This is a genomic window from Marinobacter azerbaijanicus, assembly GCF_030250645.1.
Taxonomy (GTDB): Bacteria; Pseudomonadota; Gammaproteobacteria; order Pseudomonadales; family Oleiphilaceae; genus Marinobacter; species Marinobacter azerbaijanicus.
This window is the reverse complement of record NZ_JASSVS010000012.1, coordinates 1-23900: the sequence shown is the minus strand read 5'-3', so window position 1 is coordinate 23900 and position 23900 is coordinate 1. Positions and strand designations below refer to the sequence as shown.

Sequence of the window (23900 nt, the reverse complement as noted above, 5' to 3'; positions counted from 1 at the left end):
CACCCACAGCGATGGCCCTGGGGGCTTCGGCGGATTATTGATGAACTATCGCTTTTAACGGGATAAAGCTCTCTTGAGATTGATCATATTGTTGATTGCATTTGTTCCCGGTTTTGCCGGAGCCAGTTCCGGGGCCTTTAGCATTTCCTGGGACAACGACCTTCTGACCGGCTCGGATAAGGGCTATACCAATGGCGGTCGATTGTCCTATCTGAGTGCGTCGGCAGAGAACAACAACTGCGAGGTGTGTCTGGCCAGAAGCGCCAGGAACGCGATGGATTGGTTGCCCGTTATTGGTCGCACGGGCAACGCTCATGCCTTGACCTTCAGCTTGAGCCAACTGATGGTCACCCCAGAGAACATACAAGCATCTGGGCCGATTTATGAAGACTTGCCTTACGTCGGCTACCTCTCTGGCTCAATCACTCTCTGGACCTGGAGTTCAGCATCCCTGACCGGCTATGGCATCGGTCTGGGCGTCGTTGGACCGAATTCCGGCGCCGAAGTAACGCAGAAATGGGTCCACAAACTGACCGGCAGCACCAATCCGAATGGCTGGGATAACCAGCTGGGCACCGATGTCATTGGCGAAGTGCACGCCTTTCATGCTCGGCGGTTGTTTCGCGAAAATATCGGCAGTCGGATGCACCAGGAGGTTGCCTGGGTAACCGGTGGCAGGCTGTCGAATTTCGTCAGCAGTGGTGAGTTGGGTATGTCTTGGCGAATCGGCACCAACTTGCCCGCCAATATTATCCCGGATTATGCAGGAGCCTCTTCAACCATTGCCCTGCCGGGCTCACTGAATGCCCCCGGCTCGGGTTGGTCCGTGTTCATTGGTTTGGGTATGGAATTCATACCCTATTCCTATCTGGAGGAGCAGTCAGGGCGCTACGATTATGACCAGCGTTCTGTTGTTGGTCTGGGTGGCGTGGGCGTTGGCTGGCATTCGCCTGGAATCCAGATTGCCCTAACACTCAGAGCGACGACCAGTCAGGATGAAAGGGATAAAGATGCACTTTCTTTTGGGACTGTGTCGGCTGCGTATCGCTTCTGAGTGCCGAGACATTTTCGGGCAGTGTTTACCCTACACCTTGACTCCTTTATTGATGACACCGTCCATAGCGATCTGCCAGATCAAATCACCAATGGCGTCGAGTGACTGGGCCCCGTTCGGGTCGAACCAGGTTGCAACCCAGTTGAGCGCCCCAAGGCCGATCAGGCGAAGCAAACGGCCGTCAACATTCTTCCGGACCACGCCCTGCGCAATCATTGTTTCGAGGATACCGGCCCACAGGGACTCGTACTGGTCACGCAGTTCGATGATTTCCTTACGAGCCTCCGGGCCCAGCGCCCGCCATTCAAATAACAGTACGTAAACTGCGTCTGAATCAACCAGCAAGGCCCGCAGATGTGCGTTGATACAAAGGCGCAACCGTTCAACCGGATCATCCGAGCTGGCATAAGCCGACTCAACCTCTGCGGTCACCAGGGTGACTCCCCGGCGCATCAGCTCGACAAGCAGCGCTTCCTTGCTGTTGTAACGATAATACAGACTTCCGGGCAGCATATTGCAGGCCTCGGCAATCTCCTTGAGCGAGGTCCTTTCGAACCCTTTCTCACGAAAAAGCCGGGCGGCGTTAGACAAAACGTCGCCCTGGTCGCCCAGTTTGCTTGCAGGAGCAATCTGTCTGTTAACCATCGCTTAAGTATCTCCTCAGCAAGCCCATTTATTATTCATCAGAGCGGTCGCCACCAGACTCGCTGCACTAATCGTACGCCATTACGCAGGCGGCGTGCCATTTGTCCGCAAACATAGCCTTGACTTTTGGTTGGTTAACCAACCAAAATCCAGCAACAATATTATTCGGTAGACAATGACATGGCAATGATTGATGAAAATCAGCTGGTTCCCATCACTTCCGCCTCGGTACGAAAGGCATGCCAGGCTGGGCAGATCTGATGACCAAGCCGAACAGAACTCAGCACAGTAACGCTGTGGCGACGGCGTGGCAGTTCACCGAGCAGGTTCCCCACGGCAGGGAGCTGGGTATGCAGGTTGTCTCGGTAGACCAGGGCCAGGTCTGTATGCGTCTGACGCCACAGTCATGGATGTTCGCCCAAGAGGATACGAAAGAAATCTGCACCAGCGTACTTTACTCGCTGGCAGACTCCGCCGGAGGCCTGGCGGTATTCGCGGGGGCCCTGGAGTTGATGCCCATTGCCACGCTGGATCTGCGCATGGATTATCTGCGCCCTGCCAGCGGCGACCAGGCCCTGTTAGCGGTGGCTACCTGTCGACATTTAACGGACGAGGTCGCGTTTATTCATTGTGACATCCTTAGCGAGGGCAATCGTGAGTTGCTAGCGACGGCAAACGCCACCTTCATGCGTAACACCCAGGGCCAGCAATTCCATGCTGGTGGACGGGGAAAGGAGAGCGCATGAGCACGACTGGCGATTCGGCACAACCCATCTCAGGCGCTGCGGAAAGTGGGAAAGAATGTGCTGACTGGCAGGCTCTGATGGAGCGTATTCCCTACGCACGGCACCTCGGGCTTGAGGTTCAGCGCGGTGATGCAGGTGTATTGGTTCATTTGCCGTGTCGTGAAGCACTGATTGGCAACTTCATGCTACCTGCCCTCCATGGCGGTGTGCTTGGGGCCCTGATCGAACTCACCGCGCGGGTGGCTGCGCAAAGCCAGGATGCAGAGACACGTTGCCCGCGCATTCTCGACAGCCACATCAATTACCTCCGCTCCGCTAAGGCCCGATCGACGTTCGCCAGGGCCGACATTGTCCGGCAAGGCAGGCGGACCAGCTTGGTCCAGGTGACCTGCTGGCAAGGCGATGAGAACAAACCGATCGCCACTGGTCAGGTTCAGTTGTTGCTCCCGACAATGGCCGCCCAACAAGAAGACCGACATGGACATTAAGCACAACACACCTGAACGCGACGAATTCCGGGCGACGGATGGCGCCGACATCGCACTGTGGCGCTGGCCGCAATCCAAAGCGCGCCCTACGCTGCACTGGGCGCATGCCACGGGTTTCCATGGCCGCCTGTACCACCCCCTCCTTGACGATCTTGCCACGGACGTCAATGTCCTGGCCTGGGACATGCGGGGGCATGGGGCCAGCGCCGGTGCGGCGAACGTTTCGACATTCCGGGGCTGGGAAACCTACTATCGCGATATGACGGCTCTGCTGGATAGCCAGGACGAGCCGGTCTGGCTTGCCGGCCATTCCATCGGTGCCACCACCAGCATCATGGCCGCTGCCCGGCGGCCTGACAAAGTGCTGGGCCTGATTCTGGCCGAACCCGTGATCATGGATCCAGCGCAGGGCCTGAAGCTGGGGCTGGCCAAACTACTACGCCAGTCACATCGGTTGTCACTGGCCGCCGGAGCGGCACGTCGGCGCAGGGTATTTGATTCGCACGCTGCTGCGCTGGACAACTATCGTGGCCGCGGTGGTTTCAAAACCTGGCCCGAAGCGTGGCTGGAAGCCTACGTCCAGCACGCCTTCGTGCCGCAGGAAGATCAACTTCAACTGGCGTGCAGCCCGGAGTGGGAAAGTACGACGTTTGCCCATACCGAACACAACCCTTGGCCAGGTATTCGTCAGTTGCGGTGCCCGGTTATCGCGTTGGCTGCAGAACGCGGGTCAACCTTCTCGCCGACGTCGCAAAAACGCCTGCAGACCCTGCTACCTTCAGCTGACGTGAGGGTGGTTGCAGGGACGACCCATTTTCTGCCCATGGAGCAGAACGACACCGTTCGCGATGCCATCCTGCAGCTTGCTTTATCCGGATGCCGCGAGAACTGATACTCACACCTGGATTTTTGCTACTCGGGACACCTGCTATGCGCTGTATGCTGACCCTGTTTATCTCGCTGCTCATTTTGTCTGGTTGTCAGCAGTCTTCGGAACCACCCCCAGAGGCCCGCGCCTCTATGCCCTGGGTAAAAACCGTTGTTCTAAAGGAGGCGGCCCCAACTGCGCAGAGATTTTCAGGAATCCTGCGAGGTCGCCACGAAGTACCTCAGGCCTTTCAGATCGCCGGCCGGATTCAACAGCGCTTCATCGATCCCGGTCAGCGCGTGGAAAAAGGCCGTTTACTGTTCAAGCTCGATACACGAGACCTTGTGGCAACGGCGGAGGGGGCCGCCGCGGATCTGAGACGTGCAGAAGCGGCCCTGGCCATTGCCACCGATGAGCTCCAGCGCCAGCAACAACTGGTAGGACGTCAATTTGTCAGCGAACAAACCCTGCGACGCCTTGAATTGGCCGAGCGCGAGGCGCGCAGCCAGGTGGAAACGGCTTCTGCGCGCCATCAGCAGGCTCAGAATGCTCTGGGGTATGCGGAACTAAAAGCGTCCAACACAGGTGTGGTCACTGAGGTCATCGTTGAGCCCGGCCAGGTTGTGGGTGTCGGTCAAACCCTTGCCGTTCTGGCCGAAGATCAATCACTGGAAGTAGAGGTTTTTTTACCTGAGGGCAGTAACCCGCCCAAGGGCGGGTATCTTCCTTTGTCCAGTGGCGAACAGCTTGCGCTGAGTCTGCGAGAGATTGCCGGGGCTGCCGACCCCGGCAGTCGGAGCTGGCGTGCCCGATACAGCCTGGAGGGGCCCTACCCCTCGTCTTTAACGCTTGGTTCGGTGGTGAGTGTCCGGTTAACACAGAAACAAACCACGGCCAGCCATCGTGTACCGCTGGGTGCCCTTGACGAGAGAGGGCAAACGCCACAGGTCTGGGCGGTCTCCGACGGCACCGTAAACCCCCTGGCGGTCGAGGTAATCGATTTGGGCGAGGAGTATGCGCAGATCAGGGCCGATATCAACGCGGGAACGCCCATCGTCGCGTTGGGGACACACCTGCTCACTCCTGGCATGGCGGTGCGGGAGCTGGCGCGATGAGCCTGCCTAATTTCTCCGCGCTGGCAGTGCGCGAGCGTTCGGTCACCCTCTTTTTTCTTTTGATGTCCGTTGTTGCCGGTTTCTACGCGTTCTCGTCCCTTGGTCGGGCGGAAGACCCTGCGTTCACCGTGCGGTCGATGGTGGTCTCTGTGGTCTGGCCGGGAGCAACCCCCGAGGTGCTGCAGAATCAGGTGGTGGATCGTCTGGAAAAGCAAATCCAGGAAGTGGCGTATTTCGACACCGTTGAAACCACCATTCGGCCCGGACAGGCCTCCATGCTTATCCGGTTCCAGGATTATACGCCCAGTGAAAAAGTGCCTGACCTCTTTTACCAGGTCCGCAAACGCATGTCCGATGAAAGCCCCACCCTCCCCCGGGGTGTGATCGGACCCATCGTTAACGACGATTTCGCGGATGTGTATTTCTCTCTGCTGGCCCTGACGGCACCCGGAATGCCAATGCGTGAACTGACCCGCGAGGCAGAATCGATACGAGATCGCCTGCAGCGGTTGCCCGGCTTGCAAAAAGCACAGCTCCTGGCGGAGCGTCCTGAGCGGGTGTATCTCGAGTTTGATCAGGACCGGCTCAACAACCTCGGTTTGTCGGCAGAAGACGTGTTACAGGCGATAGAGGCCAACAATCGTCTTGAGCCTCTTGGCTTTGTTGATCTGGCCGGCCCGCGGGTTTACATTCGCAGCAACATCGACCTGTCTGACATTGAGCGCCTCGCCTCAGTACCTCTGCGTATCGGAGAGCAGCTTATCACCGTGTCTGATCTGGCCGAGGTGCGTTTGGGCTATGAAGATCCGTTGAACTACATCGTCCGTTCCAGCGGTGAGGATGCGATTCTCCTGGGCGTCGTCATGGAGGCAGGCGAAAATGGCCTGGCGTTTGGCGAGCGCCTGCGCGAGTTTGTCAGTACTGAACAGGACAGACTGCCCCTGGGGATGTCAATACAGACCCTGACCGACCAGGCCGAAGCCATCACTCAGGCGGTTGATCTCTTTCAGGTCAAGTTTCTGGTGGCGTTGGTCGTCGTGATGGGGGTCAGCATACTGGCGATCGGTCTGCGCGCGGGTTTGGTGGTGGGCATCGCGATTCCCGTCACTCTCGGCCTGACCTTTTTATTGATGAAAATAGCGGGCATTAACCTGGACCGCATCACCCTGGGCGCGCTGATTATCGCACTGGGCCTGCTAGTGGACGATGCGATCATCGCCATTGAAATGATGATTGTGAAGATGGAGAGCGGGTGGGACCGGGTACGGGCCGCCAGTCATGCCTGGAGCGTAGCAGCCGCGCCCATGTTGTCTGGAACGCTGGTAACGGTGGCCGGATTTGTCCCCATCGGATTTGCCCAGTCCGGTGTCGGGGAATACACCGGCAACATCTTCTGGGTGCTGGCTTTTTCGTTGTTGATTTCCTGGGTGGTGGCGGTCACCTTCACGCCTTATCTGGGCGTCAAGCTTTTGCCCGATTACCCCGGGCATACGGGCCAGGACCTTTACCAAAGCGCTTTTTATCAGCGGTTGCGTGGAGTGATCACAGCGTGTGTACAGTACCGGAAAACCGTCGTTTTTCTCACAGTCGGTTTGCTGGCGATCAGTGCTTTCGGTATGGCAACCCAGGTGCAGAAGCAATTTTTCCCCAGTTCTGATCGCCCCGAAGTTCTGATCAGCGTCTTTGCTCCACAGGGGAGCGCCATCGCCACCACCGATGAAAGTGTCAGACGCCTGGAAGCGATGTTGATGGACATGCCGGAGGTGAAAAGCCTTTCTGCCTACATCGGTGCCGGTGCACCCCGGTTCTTCGTATCGGCAAACCCCGAGCAGCCGGACCCGGCATTTGCCAAATTGATTGCCATCGGGCGGGACGTTGAAGGGCGCGATCGCATCATCTCGGCGCTGGAAACCAGAATCGCGGCGGGTGAGTTTCCGGAGGCACGAGTGCGGGTAACGCGTTTGCTGTATGGTCCCCCGGTGGCCTGGCCGGTCAGTTTTCGAGTGCTGGGCCCGGAACCCGACCAACTCAGAGAGATCGCGCACCAGATCCGGACTCTTATGACCGGGCATCCGAACATCGTCATGCCGCATCTCGAATGGGATGAGCGCGTACCCACGCTCTATCTTGAGTTGGACCCGAAAAACCTGGGTTGGATGGGCCTGACCCCGGCAGAGGTTGCCCGGCAGCTCCAGTTCCAGCTGCGCGGAGTGGTCGTTACCGAGCTACGCCAGGGCATAAGGAGCGTTCAACTGGTGGCGCGCAATGCCCGTGGCGAAGGGATGATGCCCGAAGATCTTGAAATCAAGACCCGCGACGGCCGCAAACTTTCCGCACAGCAACTGGGCAAGTGGCAGGTTCGCTATGAGGAGCCCGTTATAAAGCGTTACAACCGTGACCTCTTCCTGGCCGTTCAGGCGGATGTAGAAGGCGCCCAGCCACCGGATGTCACCAAGAAAATCTGGAGCACGATGGCAGATCTGCGTGAACAGTTACCGGAAGGCTATCGTGTTGAAATCGGCGGTACGGTGGAGCAATCCGCCAAAGCCAATGCGTCCATCGAGGCATTACAGCCGGTGATGTTGGCGTTGATGCTGATTTTCATCATGCTTCAGATGCGTTCATTGATCGGCACCTTGACCGTTCTGGCCACCGCGCCACTGGGGCTGATTGGCGCTGTGCTGGCTTTGCTGCTGTTTAACCAACCCTTTGGTTTTACCGCGCTGCTGGGACTGATTGGCCTGGGCGGCATCCTGATGCGAAATACCATGATTCTGACCCAGCAGGTGCAGGACAACTTCAAAGCAGGAATGGTTGCCCGGGAAGCCGTGGTCGAGGCGGCAGTCCAACGCGCCCGCCCCGTGGTACTCACTGCCCTGGCGGCCGTTCTGGCGTTTGTACCTCTGACCTTTGACCTGTTCTGGGGGCCACTGGCTTATGTCCTTATCGGCGGTGTAGCGGTTGGCACTCTGATCACGCTATTGTTTGTGCCGGCGCTTTATGCACTCTGGTTTCGCTTACAGATAGAAGATTGAAGTAGCCACGGACGTTTGCGTGTTGACAGCATAGGCCGCTTCTCGAGTTGAGCGGCTACGCCGCCGGGGCGCAGCACGCTGTGACGATTGGGTTGGTTTCGGAATCAGGACTCGGTAGAGTCCCGGTACCCGGCCATCATTTTCATCATCCAGCCTGGGTACTCCTCCGGTATACGGCTCACCTCGTCGAGCGCATTAAGTTCCTCGCCAGACAACCGGATCTGCGCTGCCTGGATATTGGCTTTCAGCTGCTCCGGCCGCTTGGCGCCAACGATAATACTGGATACAGGCTTCTGGTGTAGCAGCCACGCCAGGGCGATTTGGGCCACGGTAACCGGCTCGCCGTCCATCTGCTTTCCGTCGGCAATCTCCCGCATCACCTTGATGACTTTGCTGCCCCGCTCACGGTCGACGGGCGGAAAGTCAAACTTGGCACGCCGGTTTTCCTCGGACACGTCCGGCCCCTCGTATTTACCGGACAGGTAACCGCCGGCCAGTGGGCTCCACACCATCAGACCGACGTTCTCAGATTCCAGCATCGGAATAATATCCCGCTCCAAGTCGCGCCCCACGAGGGTATAGTGGGCCTGCAGGGATATGATCGGGCACAGGTTGCGGGCCTGGCTGATGCCGATGGCTTTCATCACCTGCCAGGCCGCCCAGTTGGACAAACCCACATAACGCACATGGCCCTGTTGCACCAGGGTGTTCAGTGCCTCCAGGGTCTCCTCGATCGGGGTGGCCGGGTCAAAACCGTGGATCTGGTACAGGTCGATATAATCCGTTTGCAGGCGCGCCAGGCTCGCCTTGCATTCGCTCATGATGTGGCCGCGGGAAGCACCACGGGCATTGGGGCCCTCGCCCATCGGGCCGAGCACCTTGGTGGCCAGCACGACATCTTCCCGGCGAACGCCGAGGTTCTTCAGGGACTGGCCAACAATGCGCTCACTGGCGCCGAAACCATAGATGTTGGCGGTATCGATAAAGTTAATCCCCGCTTCCAGGGCGATCTTCACCAGTTCGTCGGCCTGTTCCTGCTGCAACTGGCCGATCAGCCCCCAGATGTCCTCATCGCCGCCGAAGGTCATGGTGCCCAGGCACAGTTCGGAGACGAACAGCCCCGAGTTGCCCAGCGACTTGTAGCCTGGACGATTGTCATCATTGAACCGCGGTAAACTCTCAGTTGCCATGTTGCACCTCCTCATGTTTTTCGGTTGGTGTTCCAGAATTCACTGTAAATACTGCCGGTTTCGGTTTTTTTGCATTCGCTTGTGTTACTCGGCGAAGATGGCCTTATAGAAACGCATAGCGCCATCCCAGGAGCGGGCGGCAGCCTCTTCGTCATAACCCACCGGCATACCAAACTCTTCGGCGATCCTGTCGGCACCCGGGCTGGTAAATGAGTGCAGTACTCCGGGGAAACTCACCAGTGTCAGATCGACTTCGGCATCCTGCATCTCTTTGACCAGGCTCGCCACCTGATCCGAGGGGACCAGCTTGTCGGCACCGCCGGTATACACCTGGACCCTGGCTTTTACGGACCCGGGCTCAGCCTGGAGGGGGCTGCCGAGCGCACCGTGGAAGCTGACAACGCCGTCCAGATCAACACCCATGCGCGCCATGTTGAGAACAACGGCACCTCCAAAGCAGTAACCTTGTGCCGCAATTCGGGACGCATCAACACTTTCGTGGTTCTTCAGGATGTCCATTGCCTTCATGAAGCGTGCCTTAACCTGGTCGATGTCACTGGTGGCTTCCTGCATGAATTTCTGGGCAGTATCAGGGTGGTCGGCTTGTTTGCCAGAGCCATACATATCCAGTGCAAACGCTGTATAGCCGGCGGAAGCAAGCCGTTCTGCCTGATTTCGCGCGAATTCATTGTGCCCCCACCATTCATGGACAACCAGAACCCCCGGACGCTTCTGCCCGAATTCATCATCCCAGGCCATGTAGCCGCTGAAGGTCTCGTCGCCGACTTGATACTCGATGGTTCTGGTTTGCGTTTCTGCCAGTACCTGCGTACTTGCGACAGTGAGTGACAGCGTGGCTGCTGCCAGTGCTGTTTTCAGGGTGCTCATCATCTGTTTGCTCCTTTTCGCTCGTTATGAGTCAATTTGCGTAACGATTATGTACGGGTAGACATCGACCAAAGCTCACAGGAAATGTCGCCGGGTGAGCGAACACGAATTTAATCGCTCGCTCAAAGCGCGATTCCTGTCCCGTCGTTACTAGCAGCGGGCGCGCAGCAGTCGCGTTGCAGCATCAAACACGGCGAGGTCTTCTTCGGTGCGCGCGGCAAGGTGGGCCCCTTCCAGCATCGCCAGGGTCGCCTGCGCTTCATCGGCGGGACCCAGGATGGCCGAGACGGATCCATCTCTTTGCCCCAGTTCAAACGTTGCCGTAATCCACTGCAGAACCATTGCGCGAACGGCGCCGACTCTGGCAATGACGGTGTCGGACAGGCTTTCGCGGCAGGTCGAAAAGGCAACACACAGACACACGGTTTGGCCATCATGCAACGCTCCGCGGTACAGGGCAATGAGTGCCTTGAGGCGCTCGCCGGCGCTGGTATGAGCTGCCTCGATCTCGGCAAGACCCTGCTGCAGACTGGTCTGATAGCGCTCGATCAAGGCTTCGGAGAGCTTCGCCTTGGTGGGGAAATGGTAATGGATCGAGGCCTTTCGAATGCCGATGGCCTCGGCCAGATCCGCATAGCTGAACCCGTCAAAGCCCCGTGACCGAACGCTATGCTCGGCAAGGTCCATCAGGGCTGTCCTGGTATCACGATTCATGGTTATTCACCTGTCTGAATTATCAATCCCGCTATTGCCGGCCTTATGTCCTTGGCGCCCCGGCAAATCGCAGGTGACCCGTTTTCATCCAGATCTTGGCGCCGTCGTCCCCGGCCGTCACGGACAACCGGTGTCCTTCGGGGAGGCGCAGCCAGTCATGCCTGGCCAGCACCTCGCCTTCCCTGGTAACCGAACCTTCGATTACCAGCAGTTCGATTCCGCCGGGCGCCTCAGAGGTCAGTGTCGCCCCCGCATCGAGCTGGCTGTAGGTCACGATCTCACGATCGTCCTCATGCAGCTTTGCGGTGGCAGCGCCGCCGACCGGGGCGCCCAGCCCGGCCTCCATATTCTTGCTGAACTGGGTGCGGTCGGCCAGGTCGAACTGCCACAGTTTCACAAATATCGTGCAGCCTGTGTCAGAGCCCGGAATATGTGAGGTGGTCGGGGGGTTGCGCACATAACTGCCGGCAGGGAAATCACCGTGCTCGTCCTGGAACACACCGTCGAGTACGATGAATTCTTCTCCACCGGTATGGGTATGCGCCGAGAAATGACTGCCCGGCGCATAACGCACAATGCTCGTTGCGCGGGCAACTTCGTCTCCGATCCGGTCCAGCATGCGCCGCTCCACCCCTTTCATGGGCGAGGGCTGCCATTCAAGCCGGTCGGAATTCACAACCACTGGTTTGGAGAAATCTGCATTAATCTCCATGATATTCCTCCCTTTTGTGCCCTTCCTGTTTTCAGCGCTTGCATTAAATCCGAAGGTTTCGTATTACCCGGCAATTGCAGGACGGGCTGCGACTTTTGCGCGCCAGGCCTGTAGATTGGTCAGCGACTCGGGAATGTCAACCTTGGCGAAATCCGCAAACCCCAGGCCGGCAAAGGCGGTGATGTCTGCGACCGAGAAGCTGTCACCTGCGAGAAACTCGTTGTCCGCCAGAACGCTGTCAAGGTAGGCCATGGTTGCGCTGGCCACTTCTTTCTGTTTATTACCCCATTCAGCGCACTGCCAGGTTTCCAGATCCGGACCAAGCCCCGGGGTCGCATGGTGGAAATAGGCACCCACGGCGTCCATCAGCCCGTTTTCTGCCCGCAGATTCATCATCGTGATACGGGCGCGCTCCGCTGGGGTCGTGCCCGTGAGGGACGGACCATCAAAGACGCCGTCGATATATTCAGTGATGGCATTGCACTGGGCGATGCAGGTGCCGTCGTCAAGTTCCAGCATGGGCACGGTGGCATCCGGGTTTTTCGTCTTGAACGCATCGGAACGGTGCTCCCCACCCATGACATCGACCGGGACGAATTCCACCTTATTCGTTGCGCCTTTTTCTGCCAGGGCGATGCGAACGCGGAGCGGGTTCGGGAAGCCTTCGATATCGTAAATTTTCATGGATTGCCTCTGTTGGACATTAAGCATACGCCAATTAATTTACCTATTAGTAGGTAGGTGCGCAAGAGGCAATTTGATTGTCCTGCTTTTCTTTGCGCTGTTGACAAGACATTCCAAGCGCCAAGAACGGCCCAGGCCTCCTCGCAGTAACACCAGCCAGGGTTGCTCTGACATAGCCAGCGTTTCACTCAGCCCCGGATGAAATCCAAGGTTAAACCTTTGATGTTATTATTTGTTATGTCCGTGGATTCGAGATTTCAACTGCTTTAGAAGGTCTTTGGAGCTCTCATAATACAGGGTGTAGAACTGATCCAGATCAGCCAGCTTGGCAAGCGTTTGTTCATTGGTAATGGTTGCCTTGGCTTCGGCGATCACCTCCTTTCTGGCCTCGAGCCGTTTCATCTGCCCTTCCACCAAGGCAGCGTAAGGATGGGGACGAATTGCGAAGAAGTCCTGGCGCTCACCCGGCATTGTTCGACGTTCAACAATGCCGAGTCTTTCAAGAAAGCACGTATTCGTACTGACGCTCGCCTTACTGACACGCAACGTATCCACAAGCTGCGATGAGCTGACCGGACCATCCGACACGATCAGTGTCGCCCAAAGTTGCCCAGCGATGCGGGAAAAGCCTTCAGATTGAGCCTGAAGACCGAGGCGCTCAATAAAACGCCTGTCTGAATCAGTCAGTGTTTGCATAATCAGAAGATTGCAATGAGCTCTGCCAACCCCCACCCAGTGCGCGATACAAATTAACCGTCGACTGCAAGTGATCCCGTCGCGTTTCCACGAGATCAAGTTCGGTTGTAAACAGGCTTCGTTCAGCGTCCAGCACCTCCAGATAACTGGACGCACCACCCTCAAAGCGCAATCGCGCAAGTTTAGTTGTGCTTCGCAATGCTGTTACCTGCCGGGTCTGCGCTTCCAGGCGATCTTCGGTACCACGCACCCCGGCCATAGCGTCGAGCACCTCACGAAACGCCACCTGAATGGCCTGACGATAGGCAATCAGAGCCTGGCGTTGACGCGCCTCCGCTTGATTGACCAGTGCCTCGGAACGCCCAAAGTCCAGCAACGGACCGACTAACGAGCCGCCCAACTGCCAAGTGGATGCGGAGCCCTGGAACAAGTCGCCACCGGACGCACTTCGCAGGCCCAGCAGCCCCTCAAACGAAATCCTGGGCAGGAACGCCGCCCGGGCAACACCGATTTCGGCGTTGGCCGCAATCAACGCCTGTTCAGCTGCAGCAATGTCAGGTCGCCGAACCATCAGATCTGCTGGTCGGCCTGCAGGGATACTGGCCGGAACATTCATCTCACCAATGGTATTCGCTACGGAAATATCACTCCGTACAATCCGTTGTGGATCTCGCCCCAGAAGCACTGCCAAGGCGTTTCGCTGAAGGGTGTGCTGCTGACGAAGCCTCGGAAGCTCCGATTCTGCAGCGGCAAGCTCGGATTCTGCCTGCCGCAGGGCCAATTCATTAATCTCGCCTCCTTCAAACCGGGCCCGTTGCAGGGCGACCGATTCGCGGCGGGATGACACGGTGCGTTCCGCGATGGCGATCTGACGATCAAGCGCACGCAAATTGAAGTAACCATTGGCCACCTCACCAATCACGGCCAGTCGCACGGCCTCACGATTCGCTGCACTGGCCAGAAGCCGTGCCCGGGCTGCTTCGCTGGCATTCGCGAGCCGCCCCCAGAGATCCAGCTCGTACGATAGCACCCCACCCACCTGGATATCATTGAAGGGTTGACCACCGGTACTGTTGACGGCCTCTTCACTCGGTCCCTGGCGCACCGCTGAGCCCTCCACCTCCAGAAGCGGGTATTGCTCTGCCTGCTGCCCGGTAAGGAGCGCCCGTGCTTCGGCAACCCGGGCAGCCGCGAGCTGCAGATCGCTGTTGGCATCAAGCGCCTCCTCAACAAGCGTGACAAGTGCCGGATCGCCGTAGCCACGCCACCAGCCCAGGGGGAGTTTCTCGTCCGCCGAAAGTCGTGCGGACGTCCAGGTTTCCGGCACCGACGGCTCGGGTTTCTCAACAGTCGGCGCGAGTGAGCAGCCACCAAGTGCCAACGCCATCACAGTGGTCAGCAATGCCTTAACGGTCATCAGCCACACCTCCATCTGCCCGTCCGGGAGCGGCCGCAGCCGAGTCATCCTGGTCTCTGGAGCCACTCAGAAAATCCGTGATACGGCGGACGACCACATAGAACAGTGGAATAAAGAACGTCGCCAGTATCGTTGCCGAAATCATGCCGCCGAGAACCGCCGTTCCTATCGCAATACGCGTGGTTGCACCGGCACCACTGGCGAAAGCAAGCGGCAACACACCCATGCCGAAAGCAACCGATGTCATCAGAATCGGCCTCAAGCGCACTCGCGCCGCTTCCTTGGTTGCCTCAATCAGCTTCATTCCCTGATCCTCGAGTGTTCGGGCGAACTCCACCAGAAGTATAGCGTTGCGCGCAGTCACACCAACGGTGGTCAGAATGCCAACCTGGAAGAAGACGTCGTTAGGAAGCCCGCGAACCATCGCTGCAAGTACCGCCCCGAGTACGCCCAAGGGCACCGCCAGCATCACGGAAATGGGTATGGTCCAACTTTCGTAGAGCGCGGCGAGCGCCAGAAACACCACCAGTGCCGACAGCGCGTAAAGCAGGGATGCCTGGGCACCGGCCTGGCGCTCCTGATAGGACAGGCCGCTCCAGGCGCCGGCTACACCGTCCGGGAGTTGAGCGATCAAACGTTCGACCTCCGCCATGGCCTCACCGGTACTGTACCCCGGTGCCGGCTCACCCTGAATCTGGCGGGACGGAACACCGTTGAAACGCTCAAGGCGCGGTGAGCCATACTCCCAGCGTCCGTTCGTCACTTCGCTCAACGGGGTCATCTCTCCGTTAGCGGCTCGCAGATACCACGCCTCAAAATCCTCAGGCAGCATCCGGAAAGGGGCATCACCCTGAACATAGACTCGCTTGACCCGCCCCTCATGGAGAAAATCGTTAACGTATTGCGAGCCCCAGGTCACCGACAGAAGTCGACTGATCTCGGACAGCTCTATGCCAAGGGCCTGTGCCTTTTCGTGATCAATGTCCACTTTGTAGCGGGGATTGTCCGCCAAACCGTTGGGACGCACACTCGTCAGCACGGGGCTTTCGGCCGCCAACTGCAGCAATTGACCTTGCGCTGCCATGAGTGCTTCATGCCCGATGGCACCCCGATCCTGTAAACGCAATTCAAAGCCCAGGGCCTGCCCCAATTCCGGTATCGGTGGCAAATTGAAAGCAAAAGCCCGCCCATCACGCACCAGCCCGGCAAGCGCCCGGTTCGCCCGCTGAATGATCGCGTCGGCGCTTTGCGTCTCGGGATCGCGTTCACTCCATGGCTTGAGATTGACGAACGCCAGTCCCGCGTTCTGCGCCCGGCCAGCGAAGCTGAAACCAGCGATTGTGAAGAGGCCCTGCACCTCATCCTGGTCCATGAAGTAATCTTCGATAACCTCAATGGTATCGATTGTACGCTGCTGGGTCGCACCGGCGGGCAACTGATACTGCACCACGGCGAACCCCTGGTCTTCCGCGGGCAGGAACCCGCCGGGCAACCGCACAAAGAGAACGGCCACCAGGCCGACGATGCCCAGGAACGCCAGTGTGTAGAGCCAGGCGTGGCGTGCCGTATGGCCAACCAGCCGGACATAGCCCCGGGTCAGTCGCCCCAGGCCTGCCTCAAACCAGCCGAACAGTTTTTGCAGCAAGGTTCTTTCGTGCGTGGGCTTGAGGATCCGACCACACAGCATGGGGCTCAGAATCAGAGCCACCAGCACCGAAAGCACCATGGCACCAGCAATACTCAGGGAAAACTGCCGATAGATTGCCCCGGTGGAGCCCGGAAAGAAGGCCATCGGGATAAACACCGCAGACAACACCACGCCGATGCCAATCAGCGCGCTGGCTATCTGCCCCATGGACTTGCGCGTCGCCTCCATCGGGCTCAGGCCGTCCTCATGCATCACACGCTCGACGTTCTCAACCACCACGATGGCGTCATCCACCAGAAGGCCGATCGCCAATACGAGACCGAAGAGAGTGAGCATGTTGATGGAAAAGCCGAAGGCCGCCATGATCGCAAAGGTGCCCAGCAGCACCACCGGGATTGCGATCGCTGGTATCAGGGTAGCCCGCCAACTCTGGAGAAATACGAGCATGACCAGGACCACCAGGGCGATTGCCTCGATGATGGTTGTGACCACCGCGTCGATGGAGGCCTCCACGAAGGGGGCCGTCTGGTAGGGATATCGAATCTCCACCCCTTCGGGAAAATAGGGCTCGAGCTCCTGGAGCCGCGCTTTAACAGCCTCTGTGACCGCAAGCGAGTTGGCACCCGGCGCCAGATTGATGCCAAGGCCGGCAGCCGGCTCGCCATCGTAGAAAGTGTCAATCTGGACTGCACCGCCGCCCAGCTCAACGCGGGCAACATCCCCCAGGCGCACCCGGGACCCGTCGGGCATACTCTTGAGCAGGATGTTGCGGAACTCTTCGGTTGAGGTGAGCAAGGTCTGGGCGGTGACCGTGGCATTGAGCTGCTGGCCCTCGACTGCGGGCAGCCCGCCGAGCTGGCCGGCGGTGACCTGGGCGTTTTGCGCCTCGATGGCGGCGCTGACGTCGGCGACGGTCAGGCCGTAATTGGTCAATGCCGAAGGGTCCAGCCAAATCCGCATCGCATATTCAGACCCGAAAACCTGCACGCTGCCGATACCGGTTACCCGTCCGACGGGTTCGGCTAACTCGGAGCTGATAAAATCGGCGATATCCAGCTTGCTGAGGCGACCGTCGGTAGAGACGAATGCCATTACCATCAGAAAGCTGGTGCTGGATTTCTCGACGCTGATCCCTTGCTGGCGCACCACTTCCGGGAGTCGGGGTTCCGCCAGTTTGAGCTTGTTCTGCACCTGGACCTGAGCAATGTCCGGATCGGTGCCCGCCGCAAAGGTGAGAGTAACCGTAGCGTGGCCTGAGGAATCCGCTGTCGACCCCATATAGAGCAGATTGTCGAGGCCGGTCATCTCTTGTTCAATGACCTGAACCACCGTATTGGACACGGTGTCCGCCGAGGCGCCAGGATAATCGGCCTGAATTTCCACCGCCGGCGGCGCCACCGACGGATACCGCTGAACCGGCAAAACGAAGATCGCCATGATACCTGCCAGCATGGCGACAATGGCCAGAACCCAGGAAAAAACGGGCCTGGAAATAAAGAAATTAATCATTGTGCGTGGCCCTCGTCGTCGGAGGCGCTTTTCTGTGAATTATCCTTGCCACTGGCTTGCTGGTTTTGGGTGGGATGTAATGGAATATCTGCGGCAACCGGCTTCACCTTGGCTCCTGGCCGAACCTTCTGCAGACCGGAGACGATGAGACGATCTCCCGGTTCCAACCCCTTCTCCACCAGCCAAAAAGCACCAATGGCCCGCTCTGCCTCTAACTGGCGGGCGACAACTTCACCCTCCGGGTTGACCAGCAACGCGGTGGCCTCTCCTTGCGGGTTACGGCTCACGCCCTGCTGCGGCGCCAGAATGGCGTTCTCCCGAACTCCCTCACTCAGACGAACGCGCACGTACATTCCAGGCAGAAGGTCTTCGTCCGGATTGGGGAAGACGGCTCTCACCGTGACAGAACTGGTGCTTTGGTTGACGGTTACATCCGTAACGTCAACGCGTCCCTTATGCGGATAGGGGGTACCGTCTTCGCGCAACAAAACAGTCTCGGCTTCATTTGGGCCGGCCTTAGAAGCCGCGCCCTCCTTCAGAGACGACCGAATTCGAGCCAGTTTTTCGACCGGTAGCTGAATATCGACATACATGGGATCAAGCTGAACCACGCGCGCCAGGACCTGGGGCTGATTGGCGGTCACCAGCGCACCCTCCGTGTACAGTGTCGGGCCAATGCGCCCGGCGATGGGAGCCTTGACCTCGGTATACGCCAGATCGATACCCGCCGTTTCGACCATCGCCTGGGATCGGGAGACATTCGCCCGGGCTGCCTCCAAGGCCGATAGCGCTTCATCACGTTGACGCTTGCTGACCGCGTTCTTCTCAAACAAGTCTGACGTACGTGCCCACTCCCGCTGCGCCTGTCGCAATTCGGCCTGTGCGCGCTCCAGTTCTGCCTGGGCCCGCTGATGGGCAGCACGGTATCGGTTGGGGTCGATCTGGTAGAGGACCTCACCTGCTTTGACCTGGGCGCCTTGTTCAAACAAGCGCTCCTGCAAAATGCCCGTAACTTGCGGCCTCACTTCCGAGATACGGTAAGCGGCGGTTCTGCCCGGCAGTTCCATTGAAAGGTTCACACGCTGAGGCTGCATTTCAACAACCCCGACTTCCGGAGGCGGCGGTGCAGACCGCTCAGCCTTTGCCTGACCGGAGGAATTGTCGCAACCGGCCAGCAACAAAGCCGCCACCCACATTGGCAACATGCGGACCCCAAATAGACGCGCCATCAAACTCTTCTCTGTCTGCATAAAACTAACCTCTGAATGGGCCAAAGACTCAAAAACCGTTCGATCCATGCCTTCGTTTATAACCAGGTAAACAGAACGATCGATCCAAACTGATCGACGCCGTCCTTTTCCTCAAATTCTTCGCTTCGCCACAGGTAGGTGTAAGCGATCTGCCAGCGATCCCAGGTCAATGCCGCACCCACCTGGGCGTCGCCAACCCATTCGCGGCTATCAACCGAGTGGCTGTCCTCGAAACTGTTACCGTCTAAAAGCAGGTTGTGTGCCATATAGCGCCCTTCAGCGGCAGCGAAGACGTACCAGCTAAAGCCCCGATCCCGCCGAAAAGAGGATTGCCCGCCTTGTGCGGGGGCAACTGATGGAATGCCGAAACTACGATCAAGCCCCTCCCCCAAACGAAATCCAAGGCCACTGGAAGCGTAGGTATACAGGTTGCCGAGCGCCAACCCGGCAGACGGTCCATATTCAATGGTCAGCCCAGAAAAGTTTTGCTTCATAAGCCAGGCACGTTCGTAACCGAAATTGATGACTGGCTCGTTATCAAGCTGGTTGTCCCAACCCTTCGGCTTGTCTGCCGCAATCAGTTCATGGAAATTTCGTTGGACCACCTCAGCGCCGGAGGCCGGGCCTACCATGCCCACGTCGATATGCAGGCTGTCTGCCAAACGCAAGCCACCGTGCTCCCTTTCGCTCAGTAGCGAAATCCCGCCAAACAAAAGGCCGGCATAGGGACGGTCATCTTTAATAAGCGCTTCAACCTCTATATCTTCCGGCGTATAGATCTGTTGCCCTAGCCGGTACGTTACGCCTGCAAGAGTACTGCCAGACCAGCCCGGAATGACGTCCGCAAGACGGCGGGTCCAATGTCGATCCGGGGGCTCAAAGGCCCAGATCACCTCTACGCCGTTGGTATATTGACCATCGCCGCCGGCAGAAAACGTATCGTTTTCCACTTTCAGGGACAGCAGGCCTTCAGCGGAAGCTGATGTCACAAGCGAACCCAGCAACAGACCTGAGCACCAATTCCGATAACGCTTTCTGCAACATCGAGATTTCAATGAAGAGCCCTCTGCCAAGGCGGGTTGCTCAGGATGCAAAAAAACTTGCCCCAGGATGCTGACATACCTTCCGCTACGGCGACTTTTTGGTCGCCGGCCAGAAATGATGAGACGGTTGCCCGCACAATTTGTTCAATCTGTTCAGTATAAACTGAACGTAACACAATTACTGATTGACGGCTAGCCGTGATGGAATGGTTCTGCACCGGTGGAATGTGCGAAACGCTCCAACTCTAATCTTGTCGCTCGCGCCTGAAAAATGTCTCGGGTTCAGGAAATTTTGAGGTTGGCGGAATTTTCCATAACCCGCTCAAAAACACGCAGGGCGACTTCCAGGTCCTCGTCTTCAATGCCTTTCAGCATCTCCTCTCGCAACACATTCGCCCGCTCATTCAGATCGCTCATAAAGCGCTCACCGGCATGGGTAAGATAAAGCAGCCTGGCGCGCCGATCACGCTCACTACGCCGGCGTTCAATCAGACCCTGCTCCTCAAGGCTGTCAAGCAGGCGGACCAATGTCGGATTCTCGATGGTCATCAAGTGGGCTAACTCCCGCTGTGTCAATCCTCCACCACCACGCTGCAGGCAGATCATGGTGAACCAGCGAGCCTGGGTAACCCCCAGGTCTTTCAGGCGCTCATCCAGCAACTTGCGCCAGCGTCTTGCTACCCGGGCATTGATGAAAGGAAACTGATCTCGAGGGGTTTGTGGGTCCATATCACTGTCCTGCTATTGACAATTCAGTAACAGTAAATCGTAAGCTAATTATATAAACAAGCGTCAGTTACACATTAGCGAGGTTTGCACCAGATCAATAGGCAACATCACGCGGATTCCGAGGCCAGCTAAGGAGCTTCTCCTTCCACTGAGACAGGTAACTCCTCGCTTTTTCAGAGACAGGAGGCCTTCAACGTAGTGTCGCCCTGGTAGACACCCTTGCTGCCGGGACCGACAACCGGCTAAAAAAACTGGCGCCGAGCGCTCCGCAACGCCGTAGCATCTTCACTCGACACCCACCGGGGCTTCGGCACGGCGTCTTCCAGGCAATCCGCATCCGCTATGGTCAGTCCCCAGTCGAGTAGAGTCTGCGGGGCCGACAACAAGGCCAAGTTCCGCTTATCGGCCAGAATAGCATGAATTCGGAGGTTGGATGACCAAAAACTGGTAGTTCAATAGGTTGGGAGTGTTTTTCGGCTATTTTTCACGTTTGTCTGCCAACCCTCCACATCATGCACTTAATCTTGTTCCGCTGCCGGTTGGTGACCGCATAAAGCGCTCCAGAGAAAGGACTGTGGCCGAGTTCCTGCTCCACCAGCAGTGCCAGGCCGTTGGCCTGCTTGCGGAAGTCGATCGGTGCCCGATAAAGATAGATCTCAGACAGGCAGATCCCATGACGGGCGCAGATACCGGTTTCGCATCACAGTTGCCTCAGGATCGGGCCCAGCAACTCGATGTTGCCGGCATCCAGGCCGGTAATCGACACACCGCCTGGCAACGAGATGGTCAAGCCGTTTACTGCGTCCAACCTGGAGATCGGGGCTACCCTGGCAAATCCGGAGGACGCTGGCCCATCAGACGCTACACTGGCCAGCTTCTTGCGCCAATAAACAAACCGCAATAGGTCAGCGACTGCTGCTTACAGTACGCCATTCCAGACAATCCGGAGGCTTGCCACTCCGTGACATGCTTTTGCCAAAGTTGTTCCCTTTCGCTGGTCATGCTGATTCCTCCTGGGATTGAAGAGGGAATCAGTGTGTTCAATCTAAGGGCTGGAAGGTAGGTGCTGATTTATTGGCGTGTATGGCTACAGTGAACAGGGTTGCCCGAGAGATCTGCGGCAAGACCTTCGTCACCTGCCGCTTCACCCACGTATACCCTGATGGCCCCGCCCCCTACTACACCGTGATCGCCCCGGGTCGGCGCGGCGACCAGGTCAAACAGTGGGACGAGATCAAGCTTGCGGTGATGGAAACCCTGATCGACCTGGGTGGCACCATTACCCATCACCACGCCGTGGGCCGCGATCACCGGCCGGGCTACGATCGCCAGAGGCCGGAGCTGTTTGCTGACGTGCTGCGTTCAGCCAAGCAGACGTTGGACCCAGATGGTCTGTTGACCCCGGGGGTGCTGATATAGCCGTCAGGCTTCCGGGTAGGCAACCCAGCCTTCAAGCCATGTTGACGTGGCCCTGGGATTTACAGCACCAGGATATACGGCAGATTCATCGAAAAACTCGCTTTTGGGTGGCCGTTTCGACGTCATGGATTGTGTTGAACCCCTGGGGCGGAAGTGGGGGGAGGATTCGTTACTGACTGATGGCTGCAGGCCGGTTTCGACCTGGATGGTGTTCTGGTGTTCCGGACTTCGCATCCACAGTTCTTCATTGAACCCGAAGTCATCATCGTCTGTTTCGTTAACGATTGTCAGGCTGCCAAGGCGGCCATTGTTGGCAAGCAGGTTGTGACTGAACGTCAGTGGGCCTGTGCCTATCAGAGCGGTAACCTCGTCCCGTGTATCCAGGGCTTCAATGGCGAAGCTGTCTATGATCATATTGTGGAAATGTCCGCCGGGGCCTTCACGCAACAGTATTGCCCGGTGCTCTTTCGCGGAGCGGCCATTGCCGTAGAGAGTAACGTTGTAGAACGTGGGTTCGGATCTCGGTATGGCAGAGTGGCTGGAGCCATTGTTGTCGCCTTCAAAAGCGTTGTCACCCTCATCGCGGTGTTGCTGGACAATGGCGTGTAACTCGGAGTCTGAAAAAATGGAAATAGCCGTATCAGAGCACCGATACGGCTATTTGAAGCCAGTATCATCCTCAAGATGGAGGATCAATCAGCTGACCGATTGTGCCCATAGGTAAGTAGAGAGACTGTAGCTCTCCGAATTGCCTTCCCATTGGCAGGAAACCGTAACGCTTAAAAAAGCGGTCACTTTCCTGGGTAAGCGGCTCCGTTACTACCGCTATTCCCATGCCACTGTACTGAACAATCCGGTATGCCTCTTCCAGAGCTTCAAGAAGAATCGTTTCACCGAGTCGGCGCTCTGAGCTGTGTAGCCTGCTATCAACACCTAACCACGCCAGCTTGATCACTGGAATGGGATAGGCAGGATACCGACTACGAGTCTCCTGATCTGGTAGCTCGTCACGCACCACGGTGGCGCTGGTCAGGGTGAAATAACCCACAATCGGAGCCGGCAACACGTTGGCGGGCTCATCGTCCACCAACACCCAGGTACGATTAATTTTCTTGTCCATCTGATTGCGTGCTTCGCGCCAAAGGAACTCATTTACCCGCTCTAATCCACAATCAAACGATTTCCTGTCATGGGACTTCTTATCTAATGGTTCTAACCTCAAGGTCACCGTTTTCTATCCTTTTGTTACGGCGACGTTTCGCGCTCAGCAAAGTCTCGTTCGGTGCTGGAGCTGCCTCGCAGGCTGCTACAAAAGCATCAAACGACTGACTATTCAGCCGATACACTTCGGCCTCCTCAATCACGCGAGCCGACTTCTCTCGGATTGCTTGAATGACAAACTCCGACAGACTGTGACTCCCGGTCAGAGCTGAAGCGCGCGCCGCCAATTCTTTGATCGCTGGATCGATTCTTAAATCCAGCCGCGCGCTTGTCTTTGACATGCGGTATCCCTCTTTCAACGGGCTGGCCCATCGACCAAGCCCTCTGTTTTAGTGTTTTCCGTTTTGCTTTTTTACTGGCTGACAACTTAAAATGTCAACTCGTACGGCAATTACCCGTACACCAACTATCGGCTAATCAAAACCGAATGTCAATTGGAAGCTCGACCAGACTTCGGGTCTGCTTCGGCCAAAACCACAAGCCGCGTTCGATAGGCACTCCAACCTTCGCTTTCTCAAGCTCGTTTAAGCTTTGAGAAATCCGACTGCCTTGCGAACCTCCCTTCTGTACTTCTAGGTTGGGTCAATACCCGTCGAGGCCGCTCGGACTGACTTTGTTAGCACCTAGATTGTCCGTTTCTGGTCAACCGAAACCGGACAGAATTTGATAGGTTGTCTAGACCTGAGTGACTGCGTAAAGTTTGAAATATGGGGTATGGGGCAGCAGTCATATTGGTAGGTTTCGGACAACAGCAACCAGATGCATATTCCGGCGAACGTGAACGCCCATTCTGGCTGAACGTGAACACCTTTTTTCTTAACGCATCACC

General features: G+C 57.5%; 23 protein-coding genes and 1 pseudogene. 7 read left to right on the top strand and 17 right to left on the bottom strand.

Features of this window, described 5'->3' with window-relative positions; translation table 11 throughout:
* The first annotated feature begins 73 nt into the window (after positions 1–73).
* Positions 74–1054, top strand: a complete 981-nt coding sequence (locus tag QPM17_RS18690; protein ID WP_285392758.1) for a lipid A deacylase LpxR family protein — start codon at positions 74–76, stop codon at positions 1052–1054.
* Positions 1055–1084: 30 nt separating this feature from the next.
* Here the strand turns inward: QPM17_RS18690 and QPM17_RS18685 are convergent, their stop codons facing one another.
* Entirely contained in the window at positions 1085–1699 is a 615-nt protein-coding gene (locus QPM17_RS18685; RefSeq protein ID WP_285392756.1) for a TetR/AcrR family transcriptional regulator, read from the bottom strand.
* Positions 1700–1959: 260 nt separating this feature from the next.
* On the opposite strand from QPM17_RS18685, the gene QPM17_RS18680 reads away from it, so the two are divergent.
* From QPM17_RS18680 to QPM17_RS18660, 5 genes are all read left to right on the top strand, one after another.
* Positions 1960–2445, top strand: coding sequence for a PaaI family thioesterase (locus QPM17_RS18680; RefSeq protein ID WP_285392754.1), 486 nt, complete (start codon positions 1960–1962; stop codon positions 2443–2445).
* A complete protein-coding gene (locus QPM17_RS18675) occupies positions 2442–2933 on the top strand; it encodes a PaaI family thioesterase (protein ID WP_285392751.1) in 492 nt (163 codons plus the stop codon). The genes QPM17_RS18680 and QPM17_RS18675 overlap by 4 nt, the downstream gene beginning before the upstream one ends.
* Complete coding sequence (locus QPM17_RS18670) at positions 2923–3825, top strand: alpha/beta fold hydrolase (protein ID WP_285392748.1); 903 nt, start codon at positions 2923–2925, stop codon at positions 3823–3825. The genes QPM17_RS18675 and QPM17_RS18670 overlap by 11 nt, the downstream gene beginning before the upstream one ends.
* Before the next feature lie 128 nt (positions 3826–3953).
* A complete protein-coding gene (locus QPM17_RS18665; RefSeq protein WP_285392745.1) occupies positions 3954–4916 on the top strand; it encodes an efflux RND transporter periplasmic adaptor subunit in 963 nt (320 codons plus the stop codon).
* Entirely contained in the window at positions 4913–7951 is a 3039-nt protein-coding gene (locus tag QPM17_RS18660; protein ID WP_285392742.1) for an efflux RND transporter permease subunit, read from the top strand. Before QPM17_RS18665 ends, QPM17_RS18660 begins: the two co-directional genes overlap by 4 nt.
* Positions 7952–8055: 104 nt before the next feature.
* Here QPM17_RS18660 and QPM17_RS18655 read toward each other — a convergent pair whose 3' ends face one another.
* The 13 genes and pseudogenes from QPM17_RS18655 to tnpA form a co-directional block, all read right to left on the bottom strand.
* Positions 8056–9141, bottom strand: coding sequence for an aldo/keto reductase (locus QPM17_RS18655; RefSeq protein ID WP_285392739.1), 1086 nt, complete (start codon positions 9139–9141; stop codon positions 8056–8058).
* An 84-nt stretch (positions 9142–9225) separates the two neighbouring features.
* Positions 9226–10032 (bottom strand): dienelactone hydrolase family protein, encoded by an 807-nt coding sequence (locus QPM17_RS18650; RefSeq protein ID WP_285392736.1) that lies wholly within the window; start codon positions 10030–10032, stop codon positions 9226–9228.
* A gap of 147 nt (positions 10033–10179) precedes the next feature.
* Positions 10180–10743 carry a TetR/AcrR family transcriptional regulator gene (locus QPM17_RS18645; protein ID WP_285392733.1) on the bottom strand — a complete coding sequence of 188 codons (564 nt, stop codon included), beginning with the start codon at positions 10741–10743 and terminating at the stop codon, positions 10180–10182.
* A 43-nt stretch (positions 10744–10786) separates the two neighbouring features.
* Positions 10787–11455, bottom strand: a complete 669-nt coding sequence (locus tag QPM17_RS18640; RefSeq protein WP_285392730.1) for a cupin domain-containing protein — start codon at positions 11453–11455, stop codon at positions 10787–10789.
* Positions 11456–11518: 63 nt separating this feature from the next.
* A complete protein-coding gene (locus QPM17_RS18635; RefSeq protein ID WP_285392727.1) occupies positions 11519–12139 on the bottom strand; it encodes a glutathione S-transferase family protein in 621 nt (206 codons plus the stop codon).
* 228 nt (positions 12140–12367) lie between these two features.
* The gene (locus QPM17_RS18630) at positions 12368–12835 is read right to left on the bottom strand and encodes a GbsR/MarR family transcriptional regulator (RefSeq protein WP_285392725.1); all 468 of its coding nucleotides are present in this window, start codon (positions 12833–12835) and stop codon (positions 12368–12370) included.
* Positions 12819–14252 carry an efflux transporter outer membrane subunit gene (locus QPM17_RS18625; protein WP_285392722.1) on the bottom strand — a complete coding sequence of 478 codons (1434 nt, stop codon included), beginning with the start codon at positions 14250–14252 and terminating at the stop codon, positions 12819–12821. Before QPM17_RS18625 ends, QPM17_RS18630 begins: the two co-directional genes overlap by 17 nt.
* A complete protein-coding gene (locus QPM17_RS18620; RefSeq protein WP_285392719.1) occupies positions 14242–17409 on the bottom strand; it encodes an efflux RND transporter permease subunit in 3168 nt (1055 codons plus the stop codon). The genes QPM17_RS18625 and QPM17_RS18620 overlap by 11 nt, the downstream gene beginning before the upstream one ends.
* Positions 17406–18659: an efflux RND transporter periplasmic adaptor subunit gene (locus QPM17_RS18615; protein WP_285392716.1), complete on the bottom strand. Its 1254-nt coding sequence runs from the start codon at positions 18657–18659 to the stop codon at positions 17406–17408. The genes QPM17_RS18620 and QPM17_RS18615 overlap by 4 nt, the downstream gene beginning before the upstream one ends.
* A gap of 56 nt (positions 18660–18715) precedes the next feature.
* On the bottom strand, positions 18716–19666 hold the full coding sequence (locus QPM17_RS18610) for a lipid A deacylase LpxR family protein (protein ID WP_422732785.1): 951 nt from the start codon (positions 19664–19666) through the stop codon (positions 18716–18718).
* A gap of 318 nt (positions 19667–19984) precedes the next feature.
* Positions 19985–20431, bottom strand: a complete 447-nt coding sequence (locus tag QPM17_RS18605; protein ID WP_285392712.1) for a MarR family transcriptional regulator — start codon at positions 20429–20431, stop codon at positions 19985–19987.
* Positions 20432–20915: 484 nt separating this feature from the next.
* The gene (gene tnpB, locus QPM17_RS23820) at positions 20916–21086 is read right to left on the bottom strand and encodes an IS66 family insertion sequence element accessory protein TnpB (RefSeq protein ID WP_422732784.1); all 171 of its coding nucleotides are present in this window, start codon (positions 21084–21086) and stop codon (positions 20916–20918) included.
* 45 nt (positions 21087–21131) lie between these two features.
* A pseudogene (gene tnpA / locus QPM17_RS18600) lies at positions 21132–21364 on the bottom strand (IS66 family insertion sequence element accessory protein TnpA).
* Positions 21365–21514: 150 nt separating this feature from the next.
* Here tnpA and QPM17_RS18595 point away from each other — a divergent pair.
* Positions 21515–21850 carry an FAD-linked oxidase C-terminal domain-containing protein gene (locus tag QPM17_RS18595; RefSeq protein WP_285392708.1) on the top strand — a complete coding sequence of 112 codons (336 nt, stop codon included), beginning with the start codon at positions 21515–21517 and terminating at the stop codon, positions 21848–21850.
* Between the two features lie 3 nt (positions 21851–21853).
* On the opposite strand, the gene QPM17_RS18590 is transcribed toward QPM17_RS18595, so the two are convergent.
* The 3 genes from QPM17_RS18590 to QPM17_RS18580 form a co-directional block, all read right to left on the bottom strand.
* Positions 21854–22264, bottom strand: a complete 411-nt coding sequence (locus QPM17_RS18590) for a hypothetical protein (RefSeq protein ID WP_285392706.1) — start codon at positions 22262–22264, stop codon at positions 21854–21856.
* Positions 22265–22529: 265 nt separating this feature from the next.
* Positions 22530–22970 carry an acetyltransferase gene (locus QPM17_RS18585; RefSeq protein WP_285392704.1) on the bottom strand — a complete coding sequence of 147 codons (441 nt, stop codon included), beginning with the start codon at positions 22968–22970 and terminating at the stop codon, positions 22530–22532.
* Positions 22971–23049: 79 nt separating this feature from the next.
* A complete protein-coding gene (locus QPM17_RS18580; RefSeq protein ID WP_285392701.1) occupies positions 23050–23352 on the bottom strand; it encodes a type II toxin-antitoxin system TacA family antitoxin in 303 nt (100 codons plus the stop codon).
* Positions 23353–23900 lie beyond the last annotated feature (548 nt).

Excerpts from the sequence above, each read along its gene's own strand:
- QPM17_RS18685 (WP_285392756.1), bottom strand. The coding sequence starts at position 1,699 with ATGGTTAACAGACAGATTGCTCCTGCAAGCAAACTGGGCGACCAGGGC.
- QPM17_RS18680 (WP_285392754.1), top strand. The coding sequence starts at position 1,960 with ATGACCAAGCCGAACAGAACTCAGCACAGTAACGCTGTGGCGACGGCG.
- QPM17_RS18675 (WP_285392751.1), top strand. The coding sequence starts at position 2,442 with ATGAGCACGACTGGCGATTCGGCACAACCCATCTCAGGCGCTGCGGAA.
- QPM17_RS18670 (WP_285392748.1), top strand. The coding sequence starts at position 2,923 with ATGGACATTAAGCACAACACACCTGAACGCGACGAATTCCGGGCGACG.
- QPM17_RS18665 (WP_285392745.1), top strand. The coding sequence starts at position 3,954 with ATGCCCTGGGTAAAAACCGTTGTTCTAAAGGAGGCGGCCCCAACTGCG.
- QPM17_RS18660 (WP_285392742.1), top strand. The coding sequence starts at position 4,913 with ATGAGCCTGCCTAATTTCTCCGCGCTGGCAGTGCGCGAGCGTTCGGTC.
- QPM17_RS18655 (WP_285392739.1), bottom strand. The coding sequence starts at position 9,141 with ATGGCAACTGAGAGTTTACCGCGGTTCAATGATGACAATCGTCCAGGC.
- QPM17_RS18650 (WP_285392736.1), bottom strand. The coding sequence starts at position 10,032 with ATGATGAGCACCCTGAAAACAGCACTGGCAGCAGCCACGCTGTCACTC.
- QPM17_RS18645 (WP_285392733.1), bottom strand. The coding sequence starts at position 10,743 with ATGAATCGTGATACCAGGACAGCCCTGATGGACCTTGCCGAGCATAGC.
- QPM17_RS18640 (WP_285392730.1), bottom strand. The coding sequence starts at position 11,455 with ATGGAGATTAATGCAGATTTCTCCAAACCAGTGGTTGTGAATTCCGAC.
- QPM17_RS18635 (WP_285392727.1), bottom strand. The coding sequence starts at position 12,139 with ATGAAAATTTACGATATCGAAGGCTTCCCGAACCCGCTCCGCGTTCGC.
- QPM17_RS18630 (WP_285392725.1), bottom strand. The coding sequence starts at position 12,835 with ATGCAAACACTGACTGATTCAGACAGGCGTTTTATTGAGCGCCTCGGT.
- QPM17_RS18625 (WP_285392722.1), bottom strand. The coding sequence starts at position 14,252 with ATGACCGTTAAGGCATTGCTGACCACTGTGATGGCGTTGGCACTTGGT.
- QPM17_RS18620 (WP_285392719.1), bottom strand. The coding sequence starts at position 17,409 with ATGATTAATTTCTTTATTTCCAGGCCCGTTTTTTCCTGGGTTCTGGCC.
- QPM17_RS18615 (WP_285392716.1), bottom strand. The coding sequence starts at position 18,659 with ATGCAGACAGAGAAGAGTTTGATGGCGCGTCTATTTGGGGTCCGCATG.
- QPM17_RS18605 (WP_285392712.1), bottom strand. The coding sequence starts at position 20,431 with ATGGACCCACAAACCCCTCGAGATCAGTTTCCTTTCATCAATGCCCGG.
- QPM17_RS18595 (WP_285392708.1), top strand. The coding sequence starts at position 21,515 with ATGGCTACAGTGAACAGGGTTGCCCGAGAGATCTGCGGCAAGACCTTC.
- QPM17_RS18590 (WP_285392706.1), bottom strand. The coding sequence starts at position 22,264 with ATGATCATAGACAGCTTCGCCATTGAAGCCCTGGATACACGGGACGAG.
- QPM17_RS18585 (WP_285392704.1), bottom strand. The coding sequence starts at position 22,970 with ATGGACAAGAAAATTAATCGTACCTGGGTGTTGGTGGACGATGAGCCC.
- QPM17_RS18580 (WP_285392701.1), bottom strand. The coding sequence starts at position 23,352 with ATGTCAAAGACAAGCGCGCGGCTGGATTTAAGAATCGATCCAGCGATC.